The sequence below is a fragment of the Clostridium sp. AM34-9AC genome, from assembly GCF_003480225.1.
GTDB classification, from domain to species: domain Bacteria; phylum Bacillota; class Clostridia; order Lachnospirales; family Lachnospiraceae; genus Acetatifactor; species Acetatifactor acetigignens.
In genome coordinates, this window is sequence record NZ_QUIU01000007.1 from 17483 (window position 1) to 39818 (window position 22336).

At 48.5% G+C, this 22336-nt stretch carries 13 protein-coding genes; 2 read left to right on the top strand and 11 right to left on the bottom strand.

Features of this window, described 5'->3' with window-relative positions; genetic code table 11:
* Positions 1-51: 51 nt before the first annotated feature.
* The 6 genes from gnpA to DW835_RS05715 form a co-directional block, all read right to left on the bottom strand.
* On the bottom strand, positions 52-2247 hold the full coding sequence (gene gnpA / locus DW835_RS05690; RefSeq protein WP_243037062.1) for a 1,3-beta-galactosyl-N-acetylhexosamine phosphorylase: 2196 nt from the start codon (positions 2245-2247) through the stop codon (positions 52-54).
* 37 nt (positions 2248-2284) lie between these two features.
* On the bottom strand, positions 2285-3697 hold the full coding sequence (locus tag DW835_RS05695; protein WP_118730818.1) for a rhamnogalacturonan acetylesterase: 1413 nt from the start codon (positions 3695-3697) through the stop codon (positions 2285-2287).
* A complete protein-coding gene (locus DW835_RS05700) occupies positions 3698-4750 on the bottom strand; it encodes a glycoside hydrolase family 88 protein (protein ID WP_118502866.1) in 1053 nt (350 codons plus the stop codon). It abuts the gene before it with no gap.
* A gap of 209 nt (positions 4751-4959) precedes the next feature.
* Complete coding sequence (locus DW835_RS05705; protein ID WP_118730819.1) at positions 4960-6687, bottom strand: sugar ABC transporter substrate-binding protein; 1728 nt, start codon at positions 6685-6687, stop codon at positions 4960-4962.
* 93 nt (positions 6688-6780) lie between these two features.
* Positions 6781-7710 carry a carbohydrate ABC transporter permease gene (locus DW835_RS05710; protein WP_117465061.1) on the bottom strand — a complete coding sequence of 310 codons (930 nt, stop codon included), beginning with the start codon at positions 7708-7710 and terminating at the stop codon, positions 6781-6783.
* Positions 7711-7722: 12 nt separating this feature from the next.
* Positions 7723-8676 carry an ABC transporter permease subunit gene (locus DW835_RS05715; protein WP_118502871.1) on the bottom strand — a complete coding sequence of 318 codons (954 nt, stop codon included), beginning with the start codon at positions 8674-8676 and terminating at the stop codon, positions 7723-7725.
* 440 nt (positions 8677-9116) lie between these two features.
* Here DW835_RS05715 and DW835_RS05720 point away from each other — a divergent pair, with 440 nt between their 5' ends.
* Positions 9117-10115, top strand: a complete 999-nt coding sequence (locus DW835_RS05720) for a helix-turn-helix domain-containing protein (RefSeq protein ID WP_118668251.1) — start codon at positions 9117-9119, stop codon at positions 10113-10115.
* Between the two features lie 30 nt (positions 10116-10145).
* Here the strand turns inward: DW835_RS05720 and DW835_RS05725 are convergent, their stop codons facing one another.
* From DW835_RS05725 to DW835_RS05740, 4 genes are all read right to left on the bottom strand, one after another.
* Positions 10146-11480 carry an MATE family efflux transporter gene (locus DW835_RS05725; protein WP_118730820.1) on the bottom strand — a complete coding sequence of 445 codons (1335 nt, stop codon included), beginning with the start codon at positions 11478-11480 and terminating at the stop codon, positions 10146-10148.
* Positions 11481-11541: 61 nt separating this feature from the next.
* Positions 11542-13563 carry a beta-galactosidase gene (locus DW835_RS05730; protein ID WP_118730821.1) on the bottom strand — a complete coding sequence of 674 codons (2022 nt, stop codon included), beginning with the start codon at positions 13561-13563 and terminating at the stop codon, positions 11542-11544.
* A 50-nt stretch (positions 13564-13613) separates the two neighbouring features.
* Positions 13614-16943, bottom strand: a complete 3330-nt coding sequence (locus DW835_RS05735) for a DUF5107 domain-containing protein (protein WP_118730822.1) — start codon at positions 16941-16943, stop codon at positions 13614-13616.
* A gap of 52 nt (positions 16944-16995) precedes the next feature.
* Positions 16996-19875, bottom strand: coding sequence for a glycoside hydrolase family 2 TIM barrel-domain containing protein (locus tag DW835_RS05740; protein ID WP_118730823.1), 2880 nt, complete (start codon positions 19873-19875; stop codon positions 16996-16998).
* 175 nt (positions 19876-20050) lie between these two features.
* Here DW835_RS05740 and DW835_RS05745 point away from each other — a divergent pair, with 175 nt between their 5' ends.
* Positions 20051-20869 (top strand): AraC family transcriptional regulator, encoded by an 819-nt coding sequence (locus tag DW835_RS05745; protein ID WP_118502883.1) that lies wholly within the window; start codon positions 20051-20053, stop codon positions 20867-20869.
* 569 nt (positions 20870-21438) lie between these two features.
* On the opposite strand, the gene DW835_RS05750 is transcribed toward DW835_RS05745, so the two are convergent.
* Positions 21439-22332: an ROK family protein gene (locus DW835_RS05750; RefSeq protein WP_118730824.1), complete on the bottom strand. Its 894-nt coding sequence runs from the start codon at positions 22330-22332 to the stop codon at positions 21439-21441.
* Between the last annotated feature and the right edge of the window lie 4 nt (positions 22333-22336).

Genomic DNA, 22336 nt, shown 5'->3' on the forward strand with positions numbered 1-22336 from the left:
TGCTCCCTCAGAAAACGAACACAGGATTTCCGCCCTGATCGTTATCGTTGGTTATCTGATTTCTACAAAGGTAGTGTCGTAAGGTGCAATGGTTACCGTACATGCGCCCGCTTCCGTTGGGATAGTGGTGGTCTGCTCGGTGTCACTGTTGTTGATGACTACCAGTTTTTTACTCTCCGGGTAATAAGCACATTCTGTATACAGGTTATCCGTCATATAGCTGCCGGAGGTGCCTTCTCCACCGGCATAACGGATCAGCTGGTACAGCATTCTGGTATTCCACAGGTTCACCTGGAAGGAAGACAGATAGATTCCCAGTCCCTTGCCGAAATGATTCAGGGTGATCAGTGGCTTCCCGCCGTCTGCCAGAAGTACCTGTGCTTTTCCATCCGTCAGATACCGGTTCTCCTTCGCTTCCACACCTGCGCCCTCTGGGATCAGATGCTCCGGATCCGCTGTCTCAAAGGTCCATCTGCCGTGACAGACTCTTGCGCCGGTGTCCTCGTCAATTCCCAGCACATGTGCCATACGGAAATACGTATCATATCCTTCTACAGCGGAAGGCTCGTTCACACCGATAAAGCAGCCTCCCTCGTGTACCCACTTTGTAAGTGCAGTAACAAGCTCCTCATCCTTCCAGGCATCCCCGCCGCTCCAGGCGCTTCCGGCTCTGCCTGCATTGATTACGACATCTACGTCCTTCAGTATACCATTTTTTACATCCTCAAAGGAAATAAATTTCACATCCACAGGAAGTCCGGACAAAGCTTCGTTGATGTGGATCAGGTCATGCATATAAGTCTCATGAAAGTGTCCGGACAAGGTCCAGGAACGTAAGCTTCCCCAATAATGCAGCACTGCCACACGGGTCTTGATGTGGTAAGGTTCTCCCGCATCGTGGAAGCTGCGGATCAGACGGAACTCATCTGCCACTTTTTCAATATAATCACAGAAATCCGGGAAACCCTCCACCAGATGAAGGTATCCGCCGAGACCGATCCGGTCGATCTTCGCACGCAGCAGGGCACGTCTTACGCTGTTCCAGTATTTTTTCGCATCCAGGGCAGGATCTCCGCCCTCCATGAAAGTCGGAGCACCGCCCAACCCCACCGGGAACAGATAGGGGTGCAGACGCAGTTCATGTGTAGGCACATCCACGCCCGCACACAGTCTGGCTTCATAACCGGAGAATACACATTTGATCAGTCCGTCAAAACCAAACTCCTGAAATCTGCCATTATAAGGCTCCACGCCTACCCAGCTGTCGTCATAGAAGACATAAGCCTTTTTGCCGTAGGAATGCACCATATCGATCAGCTTCCTGCCAAAGGAAATAACGAAATCATTGATAAATGCCATCCAATCCGCCTTTTTCGCATTGCCAGGCATATGAGTCACATGCAGCTGTCCCTTATTGATAAAATCTTCCGCTGTCATGCGATATCCGTATTGTTTCTCGAACTCCTGTAAAGCAGGAACGCTCACAGTGAAATCATAGGAACCCCAGTCAGAGAACAGATTCCGGTTCCTCTCACTGCTGCCCCAGATCCATACGAAATTGTAGAACATGGAGGTAAAGCGCACCACCGTGGTATCCGGATGGGTCTCACACCAGTGCTTCATCCATCCCAGCAGATACTCCTGAGTCTCAGGATATCTGGGATCGATCTGCATCAGATGCTCCTTGTCCCAATGGTTCGTAGTATGATTGTACATAGAGATTTCTTCCCAGATACGATAGGCTAAGAAGCTTACTGTATACTTATGAAAAGGGATGATGCCGCTCAGGGACACGCTTCCCTTCTCTTTGTCATAGCTCCAGTCCGCATTGTCGATCTTCACATTGGTGGTTCTGTCATAAACCTCCCAATATTCCAGACTCTCTGCGCTATCATTGATCCGGAACTGCTCCGCAAAAAAGCTGTCCATCAGTCCGATGGTCAGGGTGTCACTCTCTGCTGCCTGGGGCGGTGTGCACAGGAAGGTCTGCTGTAATTTGTCCTGATTCTCCTTTGCCCAGGCATTGTGATCTCTGATAATACAAATGGTAGAATAGATTCCGTAACCGGCATGGGTGATTTCGTCGGAAAGCACGGTTCCATCACTGTCACGGATCACATCTGCTCCCCATTTTTCCGCCATTTTCAGAGTCAGTTCTTCATATCCTGATTCTCCCGGTAAGGTAAAACCACCTTTTCCCATTCTGAGTTCCTCCTCATATTCCTGCTTATTTTTCATTCCTGTCATTTCTTCACTTCTATTTTCCGGTACAATATCTGTCCTGTTACAGCAATTCCTCTTTCAGACACAGTCTGACCACACGTTCCAGCTGCTCTGCCTCAGACAACAGCACCTGATCTCCTGCAGGATCCGGAATGTCCTTGTAGATCTCCGGTTTCTTAGGAACATTGATTTGTCCCACAGGCTCCCATGCGCCGAAACCATCCGTCACGCACTCTGCCAGATAAGCGTAGGCTCTTTCAGAATGACCTTTGCATTTCTCCCGGATCTCCTGTGCCACATATCCTGCCATCTTATAAGCACCGAAGTCATTGGTATGAGTATAATCCCCTGGGAAAAAGATGGGTTTTGCGTCCTGCAATCCCTTTTCCAGAACGTATTCTTTACTGTGGGCATGAAGATCCAACACCGGAATACCGTACTGTGTTCCCAGTTCCAGACACACATCTGCAAATTCCTCCAGCAGATCCAGATACGTCTGATCCCGCAGTCGCCAGGTATTTCTTGCAATGGGTGTCACCAATACCGGATAGACCCCCTTTGCCTGATTTTCTTTGATATAGCGTTGCAGATTCGCCCGGTATCCGCCCTTTGCCTGCAGCCCGGGAAGCTTCTGATCATTATGCCCGAACTGGAAAAACACATAATCTCCCGGCTTGCTGTACTGAGAGATCACCGCATAATGCCCTTCCTTGCGGAAGCTATCGGTAGTCAGTCCGGAGTGGGAATGATTCGACACTGCCACACGTGTGTCAAAATATGCCGGAAGCATCTGTCCCCAGCCACAGTAACAGGTGCCTGGATAATAGGGATAATCTCCGGGCTGATCTGTCACTGTGGAATCACCCGCCAGATAAACCGTAGGACCGTTCACCTCTTCTACCGTAAGAGCACTGATCCTTGGTCTGTCCGCCAGTACTGCAATATCCACAGTCTTATCCGCAAAAATCCGGGAATAACCCACAGGTACAATATCGCAGACATTTGTAATCATTGTATAAGTGAACTCTCCGGCTCCCACTGTGCCATGAAAAGCCAGCCGTCTTCTTCCGGTGAAGATCAGTATCTCTCCCATTTCCTCTTCTGATCGGATGGTCAGGGTGATCCTGTAGTTCCCCTGTCTGGGTACATCTACCTTGAAGATCAGCGGAATCCTCCTGGGTGAGCCAGACATCGGTTCTCCCGACTGCCTCTCCAACGCTGCCACTTCTTCCGCAGAATCCAAATAGCAGCCGTTCTCATCTTCCTTCAGGAAGGACATCTGTTCGTTTTGATACCAGTACATCGTATCAAAAGAGGAATTCAGTTCCCGGATCTGCAGCAACTCCTGCTCTCTTCTGTTTTTTTCTGTTACAAAACCGTAACCTTGGCCCGGCTGATAGAGGTCTTCGCTGCCCACATCGATCAGATTGGCCGTTCCTCCATCCTTTCCGAACAGGAAATTCCTGCGAAACATCTATAACGCACCATCCTTCTCAATATCATCGGAAATTAACAAGGTTGCAAAGAAGGAAAGTGCCAGTCCCTGTCCCCATCCCTGAATATACGCCTTGGGAATGCCTCTGTATCCTTCCTTGTCTCTCATGACGGCAGTTCCGCCGGAGACATTCATCACCTTACCATCCTCGCTGACATTGGCAAGCAGGCCCTTGATGGCCTTGTTGATATATTTGCTGTGTAAAGGATTGCCTCTGGTCAGCATTGCTGCGGCAATTCCTGCAGATGCGGAAATCTCTTCATAAGATTCCGGATCATCCACTACGGTTCTCCACAATCCATTCTCCGTCTGGTATACCTTCAGGGCTGCCAACTGCTCATTTAAGGAGCCGGCCACATCGATATACTTCGGATACAGATAGCACTGAGGCAGAATACCGCCTACCTGCGACATGGTAAATGCTGCCCAGGCATTGGCTCTTCCCCAATAGATGCCGGACATATGATCTCCGGCAATATTGTCATAGCCGTGATACCAGAGTCCACTGCTGGGATTCTGTAAATATTTGATATGCCAGTAGTACTGGTTCAAGGCATCATCGATCAGTTCTTCATCGTGTTCCATCACGCCCACACGCAGCATCAGGAACGCTGCCATGAACAAAGTGTCACACCAGCACTGCTCCGGGAAATCGTTGTTGGCAGATACGGTATGCTGCAATACATGATCTCCGAAACGCAGGGCATCTTTTCTTAAATAAGTGATCTTACTCATAAGAATGTCATGATACTGCTGCTCTCCGGTGGCCTGGTATAAGGTGATCAGGCAATGTCCCATGGCACAGGCATTTACTGTCCATACCTTGGGCAGTCCCAGATCGATCAGTTCGTCGATACGATCCTTTAACAGATCCAGATATTCCTTCTTGCCTGTCTTTTCATAGGCATCGCTGATTCCGTAATATGCCACACCACAGGGCCAGTCCCAGGTGAGATCCATATTCATAGTCTTTTTGACGATCTTGTCAATGACTCCCTCTATTTCTTTCTTATCATATTCCAGTTTTAACATAGCTCCTCCATTTCTGCCTTTTGACTCTTTATATTCTTTTCCCACAGTTGTTTTTATTGTAAAACAGTCGGTCGGAAAAGGACATAAAGTATCTTCAACTATTCAGAACCCCATTCACAAAATCGCTCTGAATAGTTACATTTTTAATATAGCCCCCAAGCCATTCATGCCTGGGGGCTGTATGTACTTCCTGTAATAAAACTTTTTACTTACTGAAGTCTGGTGGTGTTACCTGCATCCAGAGCAGCCTGTCTCTCATCGATAACTTCCTGATAACCTGCATCCAGGTACTTCTGGCTCAGTTCTTCATACAGAGAATCGAACTGGTCCTTAGGGCACATGGTCAGCTTGTCACGGTACTCAGTATACAGATCATACAGCGTCTGGTTGTACTCAGTAACAGCATCGATAGCGGTTGCGAACAGACAGTCGGAGTTAGCCTTGCCTGCTTCATAGATAGCAACCTGTCCGTTGTAGTTAGCCAGGATCTGATCATAGAAGTCCTGAGGAATACCCTGAGGGGTAACTGCCTGGATATCTTTCTCGATAGATCCGAGGGTCTTAACTGCGGTTACTGCACACCAGTAGTCTACGTTGTTGTTGTGTCCCTGCTGCTCAGCCAGACCGGTCTGATCTGCTACTGCTACGGGATCGCCGTTATCATCATAATTGAAGTTCACGCCTTCGATACCCCACTGCATAGTGAACAGATTCTCGGGCTGGTTCAGCCACTCAAGGTACATCATAGCTGCCTTTACTTCATCCTCGGTAGCATCGTTAGCGAAGCCAACCATCATACCGAAGTTGGTTCCGGGTCTGTAAGAAGCGGAAGATCCCCAGGTCTCATCCTGTGTCCAGGTGGAAGGAGTCACTGCTACTGCCAGCTTGGCATCGGGGTTAGCATCATAGAAGGAGTTCAGTACGTTCATGCTGGAGGAGATATATCCGGTCCAGGTAAATGCTTCACCGTTGATGAAGTCTGCCTCTGCCTCGGAAGCATCTCTCATATAGTACTCAGGATTGTAGTAACCATCGTTGTACAGCTCGTTCTCCCATTTTAAGAATCTCTTCTGAGCCTCGGTGGACAGAGCGGGGATCTGGTAGTCACCGGTGGTTGCCCATGTGGTCTCATCCTGAGGATAATCTCTGTAACCATAGTTCTGGTCAATACCTGCGCCGCTTACTTTCTTACCGCTTAAAGGATACTGATGGCCGTTCTCAACCAGTTTTGCATACAGCTCTAACAGCTTGGTGTTGTCGCCAACAGGATACTCAGAGAAGCCAGCTTCTTCCAGCCAGTCCTGACGATAGAAAGTACACCAGGTATAAGTGGTGTTACCGTAAGGTCTGTAACCGAGTACCAGATAATCTTCATCATCCAGCTTGGTGTAAGCATCGTTGCCGTGCTCTACCATGGTCTCCCAGTAAGTAGGAGCGATCTGCTTGAACTCTTCTACATCGTAGGTCTGCAGATAGCCGTCTGCCTGCCAGCTTGCCAGCTTATCATAGTCATATTCCATACAGATGGTAGGAAGGCTCTGACTTGCTGCCAACATAGCGTAATCAGTCATAACGTCGCTACGGGTAATTCCTACATATTCTACCGTGATGTTGTACTTATCACCGAAGTTCTCCTGTACCCAGTTGGTCCAGTAGTTGTTCTCTACATCAGAGCATCCGTTTCCGGAAGAACCACGATCGTATACGGGGATCTGCAGAGTAACATTGTCTGCGAAAGCCTCCCATCCATCAATACCTGCTACTGCTGTGGATGCTCCTGCATCTGTGCTTGCTGCAGAACTCTCTGCTACAGATTCCTTTGTTCCGGCATCTGCGGTTGTGTTGTCCGCACTGCTGCCGCATCCGGTCAGAGTGCTCATTGCCATAGCACCAACAAGTGCTGTTGCCATTACCTTGTGAAGAGTATTCTTCTTCATAAATCAATCCTCCTTAAAAATTATACATAGTTTTATGTGTACCCCCGGTTTTGGGGAAAACTAACATGGTTGCTCTTGTTTCTTCGAACTCTTTTAACCCTTTACCGCTCCGATCATGGTTCCCTGTACGAAATACTTCTGCAGGAAAGGATAAATGATAATGATAGGAATGGTTACGAACATAATACTTGCTGCCTGCAGCACTTCGGGGGTGGACTGGATCGCGCTTCCGGTATCTGCCAGAGATGAAGTCTGTGCTTCCGCTGCGGATGCAACCAACTGATATAACTTATACTGGATCAGTTTCAGATCGGCGCTCTTGGTATAGTACATGTTGTCTGCGTAGGAATTCCAGCGGCCTACCGCATAGAACAGAGACAACGTTGCCAGGATCGGTTTGGACAGCGGTAATACGATACTGCTTAAGATCTGGAAATTACTTGCGCCATCCAGGAAAGCGGATTCCTCTAAGCTGTCGGGAATCGTACTCTGGAAGTAGTTCTTCATGATCAGCATGTTGTACGGGGAATAGATCAGAGGTAAGATCAACACCCACATGGTATCCAGCACATGCAGCTTCTGATATAACAGGTAGCTGGGAATGATGCCGGCACTGAAGTACATCGGTACCATCAGCAGGAAAGTCAGTAACTTTTTGCCCTTCAGTCTCTTCTTGGAAAGAGGATAAGCGGCACAAGTACATACCAGCATTCCCAGAGCGGTGAAGATCACGGTAACGATCACCGAGAAGATCATGGAGTAGGTCATGGAGTTATCTGCAAATACCTTCTTGTAAGCATCGAAGGTGATGTCTTTGGGCCAGAAGTAAACGCTCTTGGACATTACTGCGGTATTACCGGATATGGATTTTACTGCTACATGTAAGAACGGTAATACACAGCTGGCGCAGAGGATGACGATCACAGCCATCATGACGAAATCACTGATGCGGAATTTGTTGACCGCATGTGCTCCGCCTGCGGAGGTAGATTCTTCATTAATATTAACTTCTTTTTTCTTCATCTCTCTCACCTCCTACAGTAATCCGTCTTCGCCAAGCTTCTTTGCGAATTTATCAGATAACAGAACCAGGATCAATCCGATCAATGACTGGAACAGACCAACTGCGGTCGCCGCACTGAATTTTCCGGCTCCAATACCTTTGTTGTAAATGTAGACAGCCAGCTGATACTGGAAGTCCTTGACCTGTGAATTCTCCAATGCGGTCAGACGTTCCAAGTTACTTCCCATGACACGTCCGAGGTTCAGGATCAGTAGTGTTACTACTGTACTCTTGATACCGGGAAGTGTGATATGCCACATTCTCTTCCAGCGGTTCGCACCGTCGATCATGGCTGCTTCATACAGCTCTCCGTTGATACCGGTGATCGCCGCCAGGTAGAGGATCGTGCCCCATCCCATCGTCTGCCATACACCGATCAGCAGATATGTAACTGCCCAGTGCCATTTCTCATTCAGGAAAGGAATTCCTTCGGAGATCACTCCCAGGTTCGTCAGCAGGATATTCACCAGACCGGAGTTCGGACGAAACATTGTCATGGCTACGCTTCCGATGATAGCCCAGGAAAGGAAATGTGGCAGATACAGGATCGTCTGTGATACTTTCTTGAATCTGGGATATCTTAATTCATTCAGGATCAATGCCAGAATGATGGGCATCGGGAAACCAACTAGCAGGTCTGCCAGATTGAACACTACGGAGTTGCGGAGCGCTCTCATGAAATCGGCATCCTTAAATATTTTAATGAATGTCTTCATTCCCACCCATTCACTGCCTGCATATCCCTTCGCCGGCTTGTAATCCATGAAGGCCATCCGTAGTCCCGGGTATGCTCCGTAGCTGAATACAATTACCATGATCAACGGAAACAATAACAGCAGATACAACTGCCAGTCTCTTTTAAAAGCTTGTTTCCAAGTGGTTTTTGTTTTCACACCCACCACATTGGCTGCATTCTTCTTCGCCATGTCGAACCTCCTCAAGTGTCAACTATATTTTCTCGTCATTTTGTACACTTTTTGTAACCTTGTAAGCATATTATCATACATGTTGTCGTATTTTTCTAATCAATCAATATAGAAAACTATGCAAAAACAACCATTATAGATCATGGTCGTTTTTCGTAAGTATTGAAGTTTCGTTGCATTTTCGTAAAATCGTCATGGATTTTAGAGCTTATTTTCTGTAGAAGCCGCCATTTCACACAGTTTTTAGCCTTTTTTAATCTCTATTGTCGGAAGCGTTTCCGCCCCTGAAAAGTCATTTTGCAACATAATGGTTGATTTTGTCAACTTTAATTGTTATATATAATGTATAGACATTATTTCCACTGTATAGTTTCTTTTCATCACAGCATCATGCAGGATGCACAATGCCATTTGGGAAACTTTGAAACAGGAGGCATAACATGGCAAAATCCAAACGAGCAGTCACAGAATACCGAAGCTATTATCTGCCCATGCAGTTCCCCGTGCTGCTTCTGTCCGGTGATTATTGGAAGATCTCGGATATCCCCAGCGGAAGTCTTCATTTTCATAACTGTCTGGAGATCGGGATCTGTCATTCCGACAGCGGCACATTAGAGATCAATGGCGAAAAACAGACCTTCCATGCCGGTGATGTCACCGTATTGCCCCGTAATGTTCCACACACCACTTATAGTGCCCCGGGCACAAAAAGCCACTGGTCCTATCTGTTTCTGGATCCGAAGGAGTTGTTCCGCAATCTTCTCCCCGCTTCCTGGAAAAATCACGACCTCTCCACAGACGGCTTCCCGGGGTTCCGCTATATTTTCAGCAAAGAGTCTTTTCCCCACATCAACTATCTGGTATCTCATATCATCCACGAACTGGAAGAACAGAATCCCTGTTACCAGATCAGTGCCAGAAGCCTGTTGTGCTCCCTCTATATCGAGCTGTACAGGATTGAAAGTCTCGGCGGTGCCAACCCCGCCACTGCGAAACCGGGTTCTCCCGAGATCCTTGCCTTACAGGGGCGCAAAAAAGAGGGCGAGATCGTCGAAAACTCTCTGGTGATCTCACCCGCTCTGGATTATATCGAAGAAAATTATATGCAGCAGTTTACCATTGAATATCTGGCGGAACTGTGCCATTGGAGTCCGACGCACTTCCGCCGGGTCTTCCACGATATCATGGGCACCTCCCCGTTGGACTATGTGAACAATACCCGGATCTTGAAATCCTGTATCCTGCTGCGCAGTACAGAACACTCTATTCTGGACATCTCCGAGATGGTAGGCTTCCATTCCGTATCCAGCTTCAACCGCTACTTCATCAAGCTGATGCAGATGTCTCCCAGAGAATACCGCAAGCAGATGCAGCAAAGCGAGAAAAAAGCGGAGAACCAGTCCATTTTGGAATTCGCCGGCTGGATGCGACCGGAATAGCTGCTCTCTGCACTCCGGCAGTTCCGGGCATTAAGCCAGCCTTTTATGTTTCCATCTGCCGGAATAATAACGGATCACCGGGATCACACAGCCGCAGCTCCAGGACAGGGGTGTGGCGATCCAGATTCCTGTAACTCCCAGAATTCCGGACAGCAGATAAGCAAACACGATCCTGCCGGACAGTTCCGTTAATCCTGCTACCATGCAGGTATTCACATCTCCGGCGCCGCGGATCACATTCTGGTAGCTCTGCATCACACCGGCGATCACATAAGCCACGCCGATGATCGTCAGATACGTACAGCCGATGCCGATGGCTTCTCCCGATTCGTTCGCATCCAAAAACAGCGTCATTAACTGAACCCGGAAAATAAGTACCATGGAGGCAATAAAAATACTGGCTCCCACCATGACACCCAATGTCTTATAGAGAGCTTCCCGGATCCGGTCATACTGATTCTTCGCAATGTTCTGCCCAGTAAATACCGAAAGTGCCGTTCCAATAGAGACGATGACCTGGATCGCCACACTGTCCACACGATTTGCCGCCACGTAGGCCGCCATGGTGGACGAGCCGAAGGAATTCACCAGTCTCTGGACACTCATGCCGCCCAGTGCGATCATACAGGACTGGAACGCCGCCGGGAATCCGGTCTTCACTACCAACCGGATATAACCAGCCTCCGGCTTCCATTTCATCAGAGAGAGGCCAATCTCTTCTCTCCCCTTCATGACTTTTGCAAAACAGATTACTGCCGAAGTACACTGTGCCAGAATCGTCGCATAGGCTGCTCCCGCCACTCCCATCTTGCAGATAATGATTAAAAAAAGGTCAAACACAATATTCACGACAGAGGAAGCGATCACCGCCCGCAACGGAGTCTTCGAATCTCCCACACTGTTCAGGATTGCCGCACAGCCGTTGTATACCACGCTGCCGAATACAAAGGTGTAGATGATATGCAGATATTCTGCGGAATAACCGATGACATTCTCCGGTACACTCAACAACCGCAGGAAAAACTCCGCGCCGAAAATTCCGATGAGTGACATGATGCAGGTCAGCCCACCTGCCACCCAGACAAGTGCCGTCACAGTCTTCGCCAGTCTCTCTTTATTGCCACAGCCAAAGCACTGCGCCACCACCAGTCCGGCACCGTTACACATGCCACTGACGAGCGCCAGCAGAAAATAGGTCAGGGTTCCTGTACTTCCTACCCCCGCCAGAGCACTCTCGCCCAAAAATCTTCCCACGATCACTGTGTCCGCCACATTATATACCTGTTGGAATATGTTGCCGATCAGCATCGGTACGGCGAAGCCGATGATCAGTTTTAATGGTTTGCCCTGTGTCATATCTTTCATATAGGTGTCCTCTTTTTTATCCTTCTGTTTTCAAAACGAATCCCGCCAGACCGGATTCCGGTCAGTTCAGATGCAGCAGTCTCGCCCCTGCCAGACGGTTCTCCCGCTTCGGCGGCAGATCATAATAGACCTCCATTTTGAACGGATCCAGTTCCAGGGTCAGTTGTGTCGGGCAGCCGTAGCGTTTCAGAGCCACACGCCATAGTTCACCATTGGAGAACCAGTCGTCAATCAGTTTTCCGTCCTGATACAAGCGTGCGCAGTCTCCGCCAAAGTCCAGTTCCAGCCAGACATCGCCTGACAGTGCATCCGCCGGGTGATACTCATATTCCAAGGTTAATTCATAGACGTTTGGTTCTGTTTGACCATATACGTTCCAGATGCTTTCCACTGCCTGTCCGGCATCCGTGATCCGCACCTTACCAGCTTCCGCAAAGTGCAGATCCGGCAGCAGACTCACCTTGCCCTTTTCATCTGCCCCTTCCTGCGCATAACAAAAATGCTCCGCATCGTGTATGGTAAGGATCCTTACCGCTTCCGCATGATCATTGCCATCACTCCACTCGAAATAAATATCCTCCGGCTTCTCATCCGTATAGAAATAATAAGTTCCGCCAAAGTATCCCAGATAAGAGGCATTGGTTTCCCGAAGTCTGAACTGCTCTCCCCGTATCACCACCGGCAGATTATAAGGCAGCACCAGAATCGCATCCGTCCGCACATGAATCCGGTCGAAAATCATCTGCCTCTGTATTCCTTCAACATCTGTCACCGTAAACTGTAATGGCTTTTCCGGTGTGATCTGTTTCTCCGTCATTTTCCGTTTTCTCTGGTGATTATTGATAAATAAGAACCCGCAGTCCGCCGTTTTATTATAGCGGAACGCTGCCCGCAACGTCTCCATATCTTCTGCACCCATGGGCTCGGGAATATTATCCGGCAGATACACTTTCGCCGGTGCCAGCAGTTCTTCTGTATTTTTGATAAAAATATGGTGTTTGCGCAGTCGATAATAACTTTCTGACGGCAGACCGTTTTCCCGCAGGCACGTCTGAAAATCATAGCTTTTCACAGGAAGATCATTGGCATAGCCGGTTGCCTTCGACTCCTGCAGGGTGGTATATTGTCCGTCGGGGTTCACGCCGCCGTGGTACATATAATACCCGATCAGATTTGCCCCTGCTCCCAACATGCAGATCGTCTGTGCCTCGATATCCTCCGGGTAAGGGTAGGTGCGTCTGTGTGCCGTCACCTGCAGTCCCCCACCCAGCTCCGCCGTCAGGTAAGAGAATTTTGACGTATCAAAGGTAAAACCACTCTGTCCTTCGGCGAAATCCGATGCAATATTTGCATCGTCGTGAAAAGGCTGAAACAGGAAATTCTCGCTTGCCGCAAGTTCGTGGGTATGATTCGCCCACGGAGCATCCACATACCCGCCAAGCACCGGCAGGAAGTTTTCCGGTACATAAGCGCCTCCCCATCCGGTCGCTGAAAAATAGGGAGCGGTCAGTCCCTTTTTCTCCGCCATAGCTCTGAGTGTGCGCATATGCGCCATGCCCTCTTCCCTGTCGGAAGGGCCACCGGCATGCCCGTATTCATTCTCGATCTGAATGCCGATGACGGGACCATCGTCCTTATGCATATACCCATCCGCCTGCTCGGCAATCTTGGTAAAAAAGAGGTCCACATACTTGAGATACTGCGGATCATCTGTTCTAAGAGACAGTTTGCCCCGCTTTTCTTTCTCCACCAGCCAGTCTGGGAAACCGCCGTTCCTGCACTCTCCGTGTGCCCACGGACCGATACGGAGCCATACTTTCATCCCGGCTTCCTGACAGCAACTCAAAAACGCCTTCAGATTTCTTCTGCCGGAAAAATCCCACTCACCTTCCGCTTCCTCATGGTGGATCCAAAACACGTACGTAGCAACGATGTCTACACCGCCCTGTTGCATATTCTTAATTGCTGTTTTCCATTCCCCTTCCGGATAGCGGGAGAAATGGAATTCTCCCATGATGGGCAGGATCGGTCTGGCGTTGCAGGTTAAGCTTTCACTGTTATAACTATAGATTTCCTTTTTCATTTGAACGTCCTTTTCCAGTAAAATTCATCAAAATTTCTTTTTACGTGTGATTACAGGTCATGTACCCGGATTCCCTGATGGGCATTATCCATGGCAAGCAATTGCTGCGCACATTTTTCCGCTTCGTCTGTCCGTCCCAGTCCCTTAAGCCCCAGGCTCATCATAAACAGGCAATGCTTCCGGTTCCGCTCCTTCAGATCTTCTTCAAAAATCAGAAGATCCGGCAGGGATACCGCAAAATAATCTATCTTTATCTCATCGCCTATATGCTCTTTGCCATAGTCTACCAGTTTGCAGAATCTCTGTACTGCCTGTTCTTCGTCACCAAGCTTTCGGTACGCCAGCCCCTGATAATAGATCATTTCGGGCGGCTGATCGTTGTAATACATCATGCCCACTGGTTCTGACTCTCCATAGCAGGCTTTCGTAAGGTTCACGAAAGCTTCCTCTGTCTCTCCCATTTTTTCCTGCACCAGCCCCAGCAGATAGTACAGATTGTTTTCCTGTGCCGACTCCAGTTTTCCTTCTCCCAGATTGTGTGGATATTCGTCCACTGCCCGCAGAAGAAGTTCCTTTGCTTCCGCATAGTCCTCTTTTGCCACAGCCGCTTTGGCCAGTTGGTACAGGGCTGTAAGGTATTGGGCTGCCACCTTGCCTTCGCCGCCTTCCCACTGATGGAACTTCCTTACCATGATCAGATCAAGAGCCTTCGCATTTTCTCCCAGTGTGTTTAACAGCGTAACATACTCCAGATACAGATCATCCCTGCTTTCCACCAGGTCAAAATGTTTTTCCATGTCACTCCAGCGTTCTTTCACGGGAACATTCAGACGCTTCTTCAGCTGATCCAGTTCCAGATACACTCTGGCATCCGTCTCATCCAGTGCAAAAGCTTTCTCCATTTCCTCATACGCTCTCTGCGGCTGCTTTTTCACATTGTAATATGCCAGTGCCAGATTCCTGTGTACCGTCGGGAAATCCGGGTACCTGCGAGCCGCTTCTTCATAATCCGCTATGGCTTCGCCGTACACTCTCCTGTCATAGAGCAGGCATCCCAGATAATAGTAAGCCATGGCCAGATGATATTCTTCTGCCAGACTCTTTAACACGATATAATCTTCCGTTCTGTGAGGAAAACAGCCATCCGCTGCAGCATTTTCTCCCAATGTCACGTACATTGTCATGTAACAATTTGCCTGTTCCGTATTTTCTTTCCTATGCAGGTTCTGGTATCCGTAAGCAATATAATAATATACCAGCGGATAAATATCCTCTTGCCGTGATACGTTCTGTTGTTCCACCCATTTTTCGGCAAGGGTGATTCCCTGTGCGTAGTCTCCTGCCTCATAGAGATCGATCATCAGCTCCAGCAGGGTGTTATGGTTGATCTTCTCCGGCTGTCTGTCATAGAGCGGATTGATCTTCAGGCTCTCCTTATGTAATTCTTCCGCTTCCAGCACTCTGCCCATTTTTCTTAAAATATTTTCCTTCAATGCCCGGGCTTTCATGCACTGGTACTGTCTGAGAATAGACTCGTTTACATGCTCCAGAGCCTCTGCAAATCTTCCCGCTTTCGCATCCAGGCAGGCAAGTTCATAGAATCCGGGAGTCTGGAAACTGTCGCCCCAGATGGCTTTGTAAAAAGCATCGTAAGCTTCTTTTTCTTTCCCCTGATATTTCAGAGAAAGTCCCAGATTATAGTACGGCTCATAATCGTAAGGGTTCGGATTGGAACGAATAGCCTTCTCCACTGCCTTCCGAAAATACTTTTCCGCCCCGGTAAAATCACACTTTTTAAGCAGACATCTTCCATAGGCATTGTTCAGGCGGATATCGGTAGGATCCCTACGCAGCCCCTCCAGATAATAATCCTCGGGATGATAAGTGGCATGCCGGTATTGTTCCACATGTAAACCGTAGAGGAACAGATCCTCCGTGGTTTCACAGTCTTCAGGAAGTGGTGCTGCCTTCGCCGGTTCCGGCACTTCTGCTTCAATTTTTTTCGGAAAATGGTAAGAGACCAGTTCTCTCCCATCTGCGGCACAAACACATACCCGCAGACCGCAGAGTACCTCTGTGCCATTCTGCTCTCCCTCTGTATATGCCGGTATCTGTTGCAATTTTTCACGGTCAATCTTCACTTCATAAGTTTTCTCCGGTGACAGATCTGAGGTTTCCTCATACAGTACCTTTTCCTGTCTGCCGTTTTCTCCCGGCAATGTCAGCAGTATCCGTGCTCCTTTTTGCACGGAAGTGGTATAGGCCGATACCGTAAGCTGCCCCTTTGTCTCATCATATTCCGCATTTACCGCCGCATCGATCGTAGCATTTTTCACATAACCGATATTTTTATAGGGCATAAAATACTGTTTGAAGTTCTTGGTCTCCTGAGGCTGGATCCAGGTGAAATCCGGCTGATTATCCGTAAAGCATCCTGTCATCAGCTCGATATACGGACCGTCCTCGTCGGTCAGTGCTCTGTCCCATGCCTTGCCAAATTCTCCGCATCCCCAGGTCCACTGTTTTTTCCCGGGGGCAATGTGGTGATCTGCCACATGCAGAAGTCCTGCCTGTTTTCCGTAATCGTACTCCCCTATAAAATTGTAATCGGAACGATATGCCATATAGGAGGTGGGCACCGGAATATTTTTATACTGGGCAATATTCACATGGTCGTATTTATGCTTATAATAAGTTCCCTCCGCATAGGGGAAGCTGATAACATCCCGCTTGCCGTGGTCATAGACCGCCGTCACATCCTCCGGAAATACGGAGATGGTGTCATCATTTACCGCTACTGCAGGGTTCGCCCACCACAGGAAGGTCTGGGGCATTTTCGTCCGGTTATATAGCTTTGCAGACAATTCGATGTATGCCTTGTCGGGATACAGGGTCACGCCCAGCACTCCTTCGGTCCGGAACATGTTCTCGATCTCTCCCATCCAGGCCGTGGCGCTTCCATCCTCATTTTCCGCATAGGTATATTCCACCGGATCAAAGGTGCTGGGTCTGTGATGCTGGGGCCAGTTAAATTCAATGCCACCCGAGATCCAGGGACCCGCCAGCCCCACCAGTGCCGGTTTGATAACATGATTGTAATAGATAAAATCGTAGCCGTTGGTCTTGTCATAGGCTCTTTGTATCCTGCCGCCCAATTCCGGCAGCATCATTACTTTTAGATAATCGTTTTCCAGAAAAAGAGCTATATATTCCTTATCCACTTTCTCATCACTGATCTTTTCGATCACCGTGTGTGGATAGATCCTTCCCGAGCTTCCCTGATAGACACATTTCTCCAAAAACATCGGATTCTTATCCGGCTTTCCTGCTTCGTATGTGGGAATGATCACTTTTTCTTCCCAGACCTGAACCTTATTCATGGTTTCCTCCTTTTATCTCCGTGCAGCTTTCTTTCCGCCGCCCGATATTATTTTAACCTCGCACCAGCATGCTTAACTCTTCTTCCGTTATTTCCTCCGCCGGCTCAAAATTCTCTCCCGACAGATACGTATAAATTGACGCCTGCAGTGCCCTCACCTCCGGATACTGCTGACTCTTATGCAATTCCATGGTGGATAGCAATACTTTTCCCTTCAGGCATCGAAACTCTATCATCTGTGCCATGGGACGTAAGAATGCATAGCTGTCCATCTCCGTAATGATCGTCTTCATGGGATGCGGTAGAATCACCGCCCGCTTCGTTGTCATGATCCACCATTGCCAATCCGTGTGAAAATCCGTCGGAAATTCCTTAAAAATTGGATGCTCCGTATCGATCAGCTGCCCCATACCGCCTTCCTGATCTGCAAAAGTTCCCACCGACCAGAAATCCGTCGTAAACTGTGTTTTTATGGAATACGGCAGGCTCTCTTTATCTGCATCCGGAGACAGATAGACTCTCCCGCCGTTTTGCAGAACTGCTCTCGTCTGCTCATCAAATACTCTCGTTTCATATACATTTTTCGGACATTCTGGGCTTGTTTTTTTATAGACCCACACAGGATAGGTGCTGGTGCAGTCACCGATACTCACCGTCAGTATGAGTGCCGCCGATACTCCCTTGACCTTCAGAGGAATGTCCAGTCTTCCCAGTGAAGTATAAGTCCCCGGAGGACAGTTTTTTTGCCCGTCTGCCCGGCCGCATAGAAACTCCCCGCTTCCGGTATTCACGGCACAGTCCCGATACCCCAACGTCCAGACAAGCTCACCGCTGATGCTCTCTTTTCCAAAATTTGCCACTTCTACTTCCGCTGTCAGATATTCTCCCTCTTCATAGGTATAGCGGGGCATTTTCACAAAAATACGGCTCTCTGTGAAAAACTCCCTGAACCGCTCCGGTCTGGCAAAATCATAGGGCTTCGGTTCTAAATGGGAATTCATCATGCCTACCAGTGCCGTCCCCTGCCCCGGGAAATCCTGCAATCCCAATAGTGAAATGCCCGACAGCTCCATTGTGCGCATGGCGGCTTCAATTTCCTCCCGGTAGGCCAGCCGTGACAGTTCTCCGGTGGCTTCCACGTATTTTTCCCATGTGGGCAAAAGTCCCCGTTCCTCTACACGTTTTTTGATCAGTTTCAGATTCACCGGATCCGATATTCCATGAAAGCTTTCCAGCTCCTCAAAATCCGGCAGCACTTCGAACTGCCCCACTTCAAAACTGAATACCGGCTTCTGATACTCTTTTCGTATCTCTGCCATCGCCTCATCATAGGTTCGATCTGTGGAGGGATAGTTTTCATTGAGATACCCCCGCATGCCGGAGAATGTTCCGCGGATCACCACATCCTTGCAACTCTGCGATGTATAGAAATCGCTCTCTGGGTCACATCCTTCTTCACCATAAAAGGCATTGGATCCGTTCGCATACAGTCTGGTCGGATCCATCCTTTTCGCCGTTCTGACCAGTTCCCGCATCCGTTCTCTGCCTTCATCTTGTGCCTGCAATTCATTGCCCAGTGTCAGCATTACAAAAGAGGGATGATTGGCATAGGTTTTCAATAGGTCCACAAGTTCTGCCCGGTAATACCGATAGCTTTCCTCCGTTCCAAAGGCATCCTTCGGATCCCAGTGAGACAGCTCCGGCTGCAGAAGCATTCCCAGTTCATCCGCTGCCGCAAACGCAGCTTCCGGCTCACAGTGGGAATGGAATCTTACAAAGTTGATTCCATAACTGCGATATTTTAATAACATCTCTTTCCATTCCGGAATTGTCATGGGTGGATGCCCGGTCTCCGGGTATTCTGCGCAATTTGCCTCACCCCGCAGAAAAATTGCCCTGCCGTTCAGTGCCAGTCTGCCGCTGCCGTTATCACCAAAAGAGCGGATGCCGAAACGGATCCTGCACTCAGCAGTGCTACCGCCTTTATCTTCTGCTGAGATACCGTTGTCCAGGGTTACAGCCATCTCATAGAGATTGCCCTCATCTTCGTCCCACAGTTTCACATTCTCCCGCAGAGGCAGATCACGGAACCAGATTTCCATTGTTTTCGGATTCTCCTCTTTATCTGTTCCGGCTTCCGTTAATCCCTCCCCGGAACAGCTGATAATTTCCGTCAATGTCTGTGTGTCTTCTAACTCTCCTACCGCCAGAGCCTCTGACTGTAATATGATTTTCGCATCTTTATAGACTTTCTTTGCGCCAGGTGCCAGTTCCACACATACATCCAGCACATATCCGCCTGCTTTATTTTTCTCTTCCTTTTTCACCGCTCTCGGATATACCCGGAGGCTGTCTATAAAATTCTGCGGTCTGGTATACATGCTGCATTCGCCAAGTATCCCGTTCCAGTTTGTCTGTGTCTCATCCGTCGCTGCGGAAGAATAACAGATGGCAGCTTTGGGCATTCCCGGATAGCTGTTATCCGAAAGAAACGTAAATTCATGTTCTCCCGGTGCCGCCCCGGTGAGTTCAAAAATATAAGGTGTACTTAGTGTCCCCTGCCGGAACACCGCACACGCTTCTCCATCCACCAGCAGCCGGAGTGCCCGTGCCCGCTCCGCCAGTACGAACAGCCTGTCGGTTCCGTAATCCGGTACCGTTATCTTACGACTGATCCTGGCTTCTCCCTCATAGGTATGCCGCCTGGTAAATCTCGTAGCGATCGGTGCATCTTTGTCTATCTCTCCCGCCGCATTCCCCAGTACCGCATCCGGATGCCACTGATTCGCCCCCACATCTCTATGTCCGATCCCGTTCTCATCCAACGTCCCCGGCAGATCCATCTGTCCCGTGGTTCCGTCCTCCAGTACTACATGCCATTTTCCATTCAACAATATTCTCATATAAGCTCCATCCCACAGACCCTTTTCCATACAGAAAATCCCCTAGCAGATCCATAGTAAATTTTCTGATGTTTTCTCCTTGATCACGGAATCATTATATAGCTTAACTTTAGTGTTTTAAATTCACTATCATGAACTGTTTTTTATATTCATTGCATTATTCTGAACCTTTTTGATATAATATGCGTGAAGGAGTGAATCAGAAATGACAGATAGAAGAACTTTTTTATGCGAAGATTTTGAAATTTCCTATGAAGATACAAAAAAAGGATGGTCCATGCCCTATTCGCATCACCACACCAACTATGAAATCTATATTCTGCTCTCCGGGGAGCGTCTGGTTACCATCGGCGATATCACCTACCGGGTAAAAGCCGGCATGGCAAGCCTGTTTGAGAGCAATATCTCTCACCGAAGCGTCGGTGACACGGATTATACCGGGATCTGCATCCATTTTTCAAAAGTCTATCTTGAAAAATACTTTTTACCTGCCGTAGTATCTTCCTACCTGACCTGTTTCAAGGCACCGATTATTTTCATTCCCGAGGATTACAGACAAAAGCTCGTCGACTGGAACGCAGCTTCCTGCTGCAAATCTCCCACTGCCTACCTGTTGCTTGCACAGATTCTTACAGATCTGGCAGCTTTTCGCTATCAGTATCCTCTTGAAAATGAAATTTCTGTCAGTGAGAATAAAGCTTCCGGTTTTCAGCGGATCATTAATTATATTAACGCAAACTATACAACGCTTCAGACCGTCCGGGATATCGCCGAATCCTGCGGTGTGTCCGAAAGCTATGTCCACCGGGCTGTCCGGCGGACAGAATCCCTCACCGTAAAAGAATATATTAATAAGCTTCGCCTCCGTCATGCCATACACCAGGTGGAACAGGGCGGCAATTCTCTCTCTGTCATCAGCAAGACCTGCGGTTTCCAGAGCGTGTCCTATTTTTACCGGGTTTTCAAAAAATACTACGGCATGACACCTACACAATATTTCTCCAAAAAAGAACCCCATTACTGATATTTCTATCAGTAATGGGGTTCTCATCATATTCTCATATACCCTAATTATTGCTTACACAATACCCTCTCAGATTGTCTGGCCGACTTTCCTTACCTACCCGCAATAGCAGCCTTTGCTACTGTGCCCCTTCAGAGGAAAGTTCTGTTTGGGTTACTGTATAATCATTTTGTTCTGCATTATCGTACCATAACCATATCATATAGATAAATTCATGTTATGAAAAGCAACCTGCTGTTGCCATACTCTATGCCTGTCATACACCAAAATATTTTCGGCACTTTTCGCTTTTAGTGCCAAAAGTGTATTGACAAAATTATGATTATTTATTACATAATTTCAAATCTTTGTTACACGTTTTCATCTCCGCAATCTTGGAACTGCCCAGCAACGTTCCACACACCACTTACATTCCCCGACGTCTCGGCGGTACCAACCCCGACACGACGAAACCGGATTCTCCCGAGATCCTTGCCTTACAGGACCGCAAAAAAGAGGGCGAGATCGCCGAAAACTCTCTGGTGATCTCACCCTCTCTGGATTATCAACCGCTACTTCATCAAGCCTCCTCACAGATTCTTCCCGCATTCCATCAGGTATGCATCCATTCCCAGACACATTGCACCGATGATTCCGGGGTTCTCGCCCAGTGCAGGAGCCACCACATACTGTGACATATCCTTCGGCAGGCTGGTCTCCGGCAGATAGCCATTCAGAAACTCCACCGCATTCTGTCTCACCATGTCGAAAACCTTCTCCTGGTGCATCACACCGCCCCAGAGAATGATCTTCTCCGGTGAGTAAGTCAGCATGTAATCTGCCACAGCCTGTCCGATGTAGTAACTTTCCAGTTCCCAGACATCCTCTCTTCCGGCCAGTTCAGCTCCCTTTCTGCCATACCTGCCCTGAATCGCAGGACCGGAAGCCAGTCCTTCCAGACAGGCACCGTGATAAGGACAGCAGCCTTCATAGGTATCCTCCGGGTGCTTGCGCAGGAAGATATGTCCGCCCTCGGGATGCATCAGGCCATGCAGCAGTCTGCCGTTAATATATGCCCCTACACCTACTCCCGTACCAATGGTGATATAGAGCGCATTCTCACACCCCTTGGCTGCGCCGAAGCGTACCTCGCCAAGCACTGCTCCATTGACATCTGTATCAAAACCTACAGGGACTTTCAGTGCTTCCCGGAACGCTCCCGCAAAATCATAAAATCTCCATGCCAGCTTCGGAGTGCTGGTAATATAGCCGTAGGTTGCCGATTTTTTATTCAGATCCACCGGGCCGAAACAGCCGATCCCCAGTGCCTCGATTCCTTTATCCTGAAAATATGCTATCATTTTCGGCACCGTACTCTCCGGTGTCTCCGTAGGGAATACTGCCCTGTCGAAAATATTTCCCTGCTCATCTCCTATGGCACATACCATCTTTGTGCCGCCGGCTTCAATTCCGCCTAATTTCATTCTA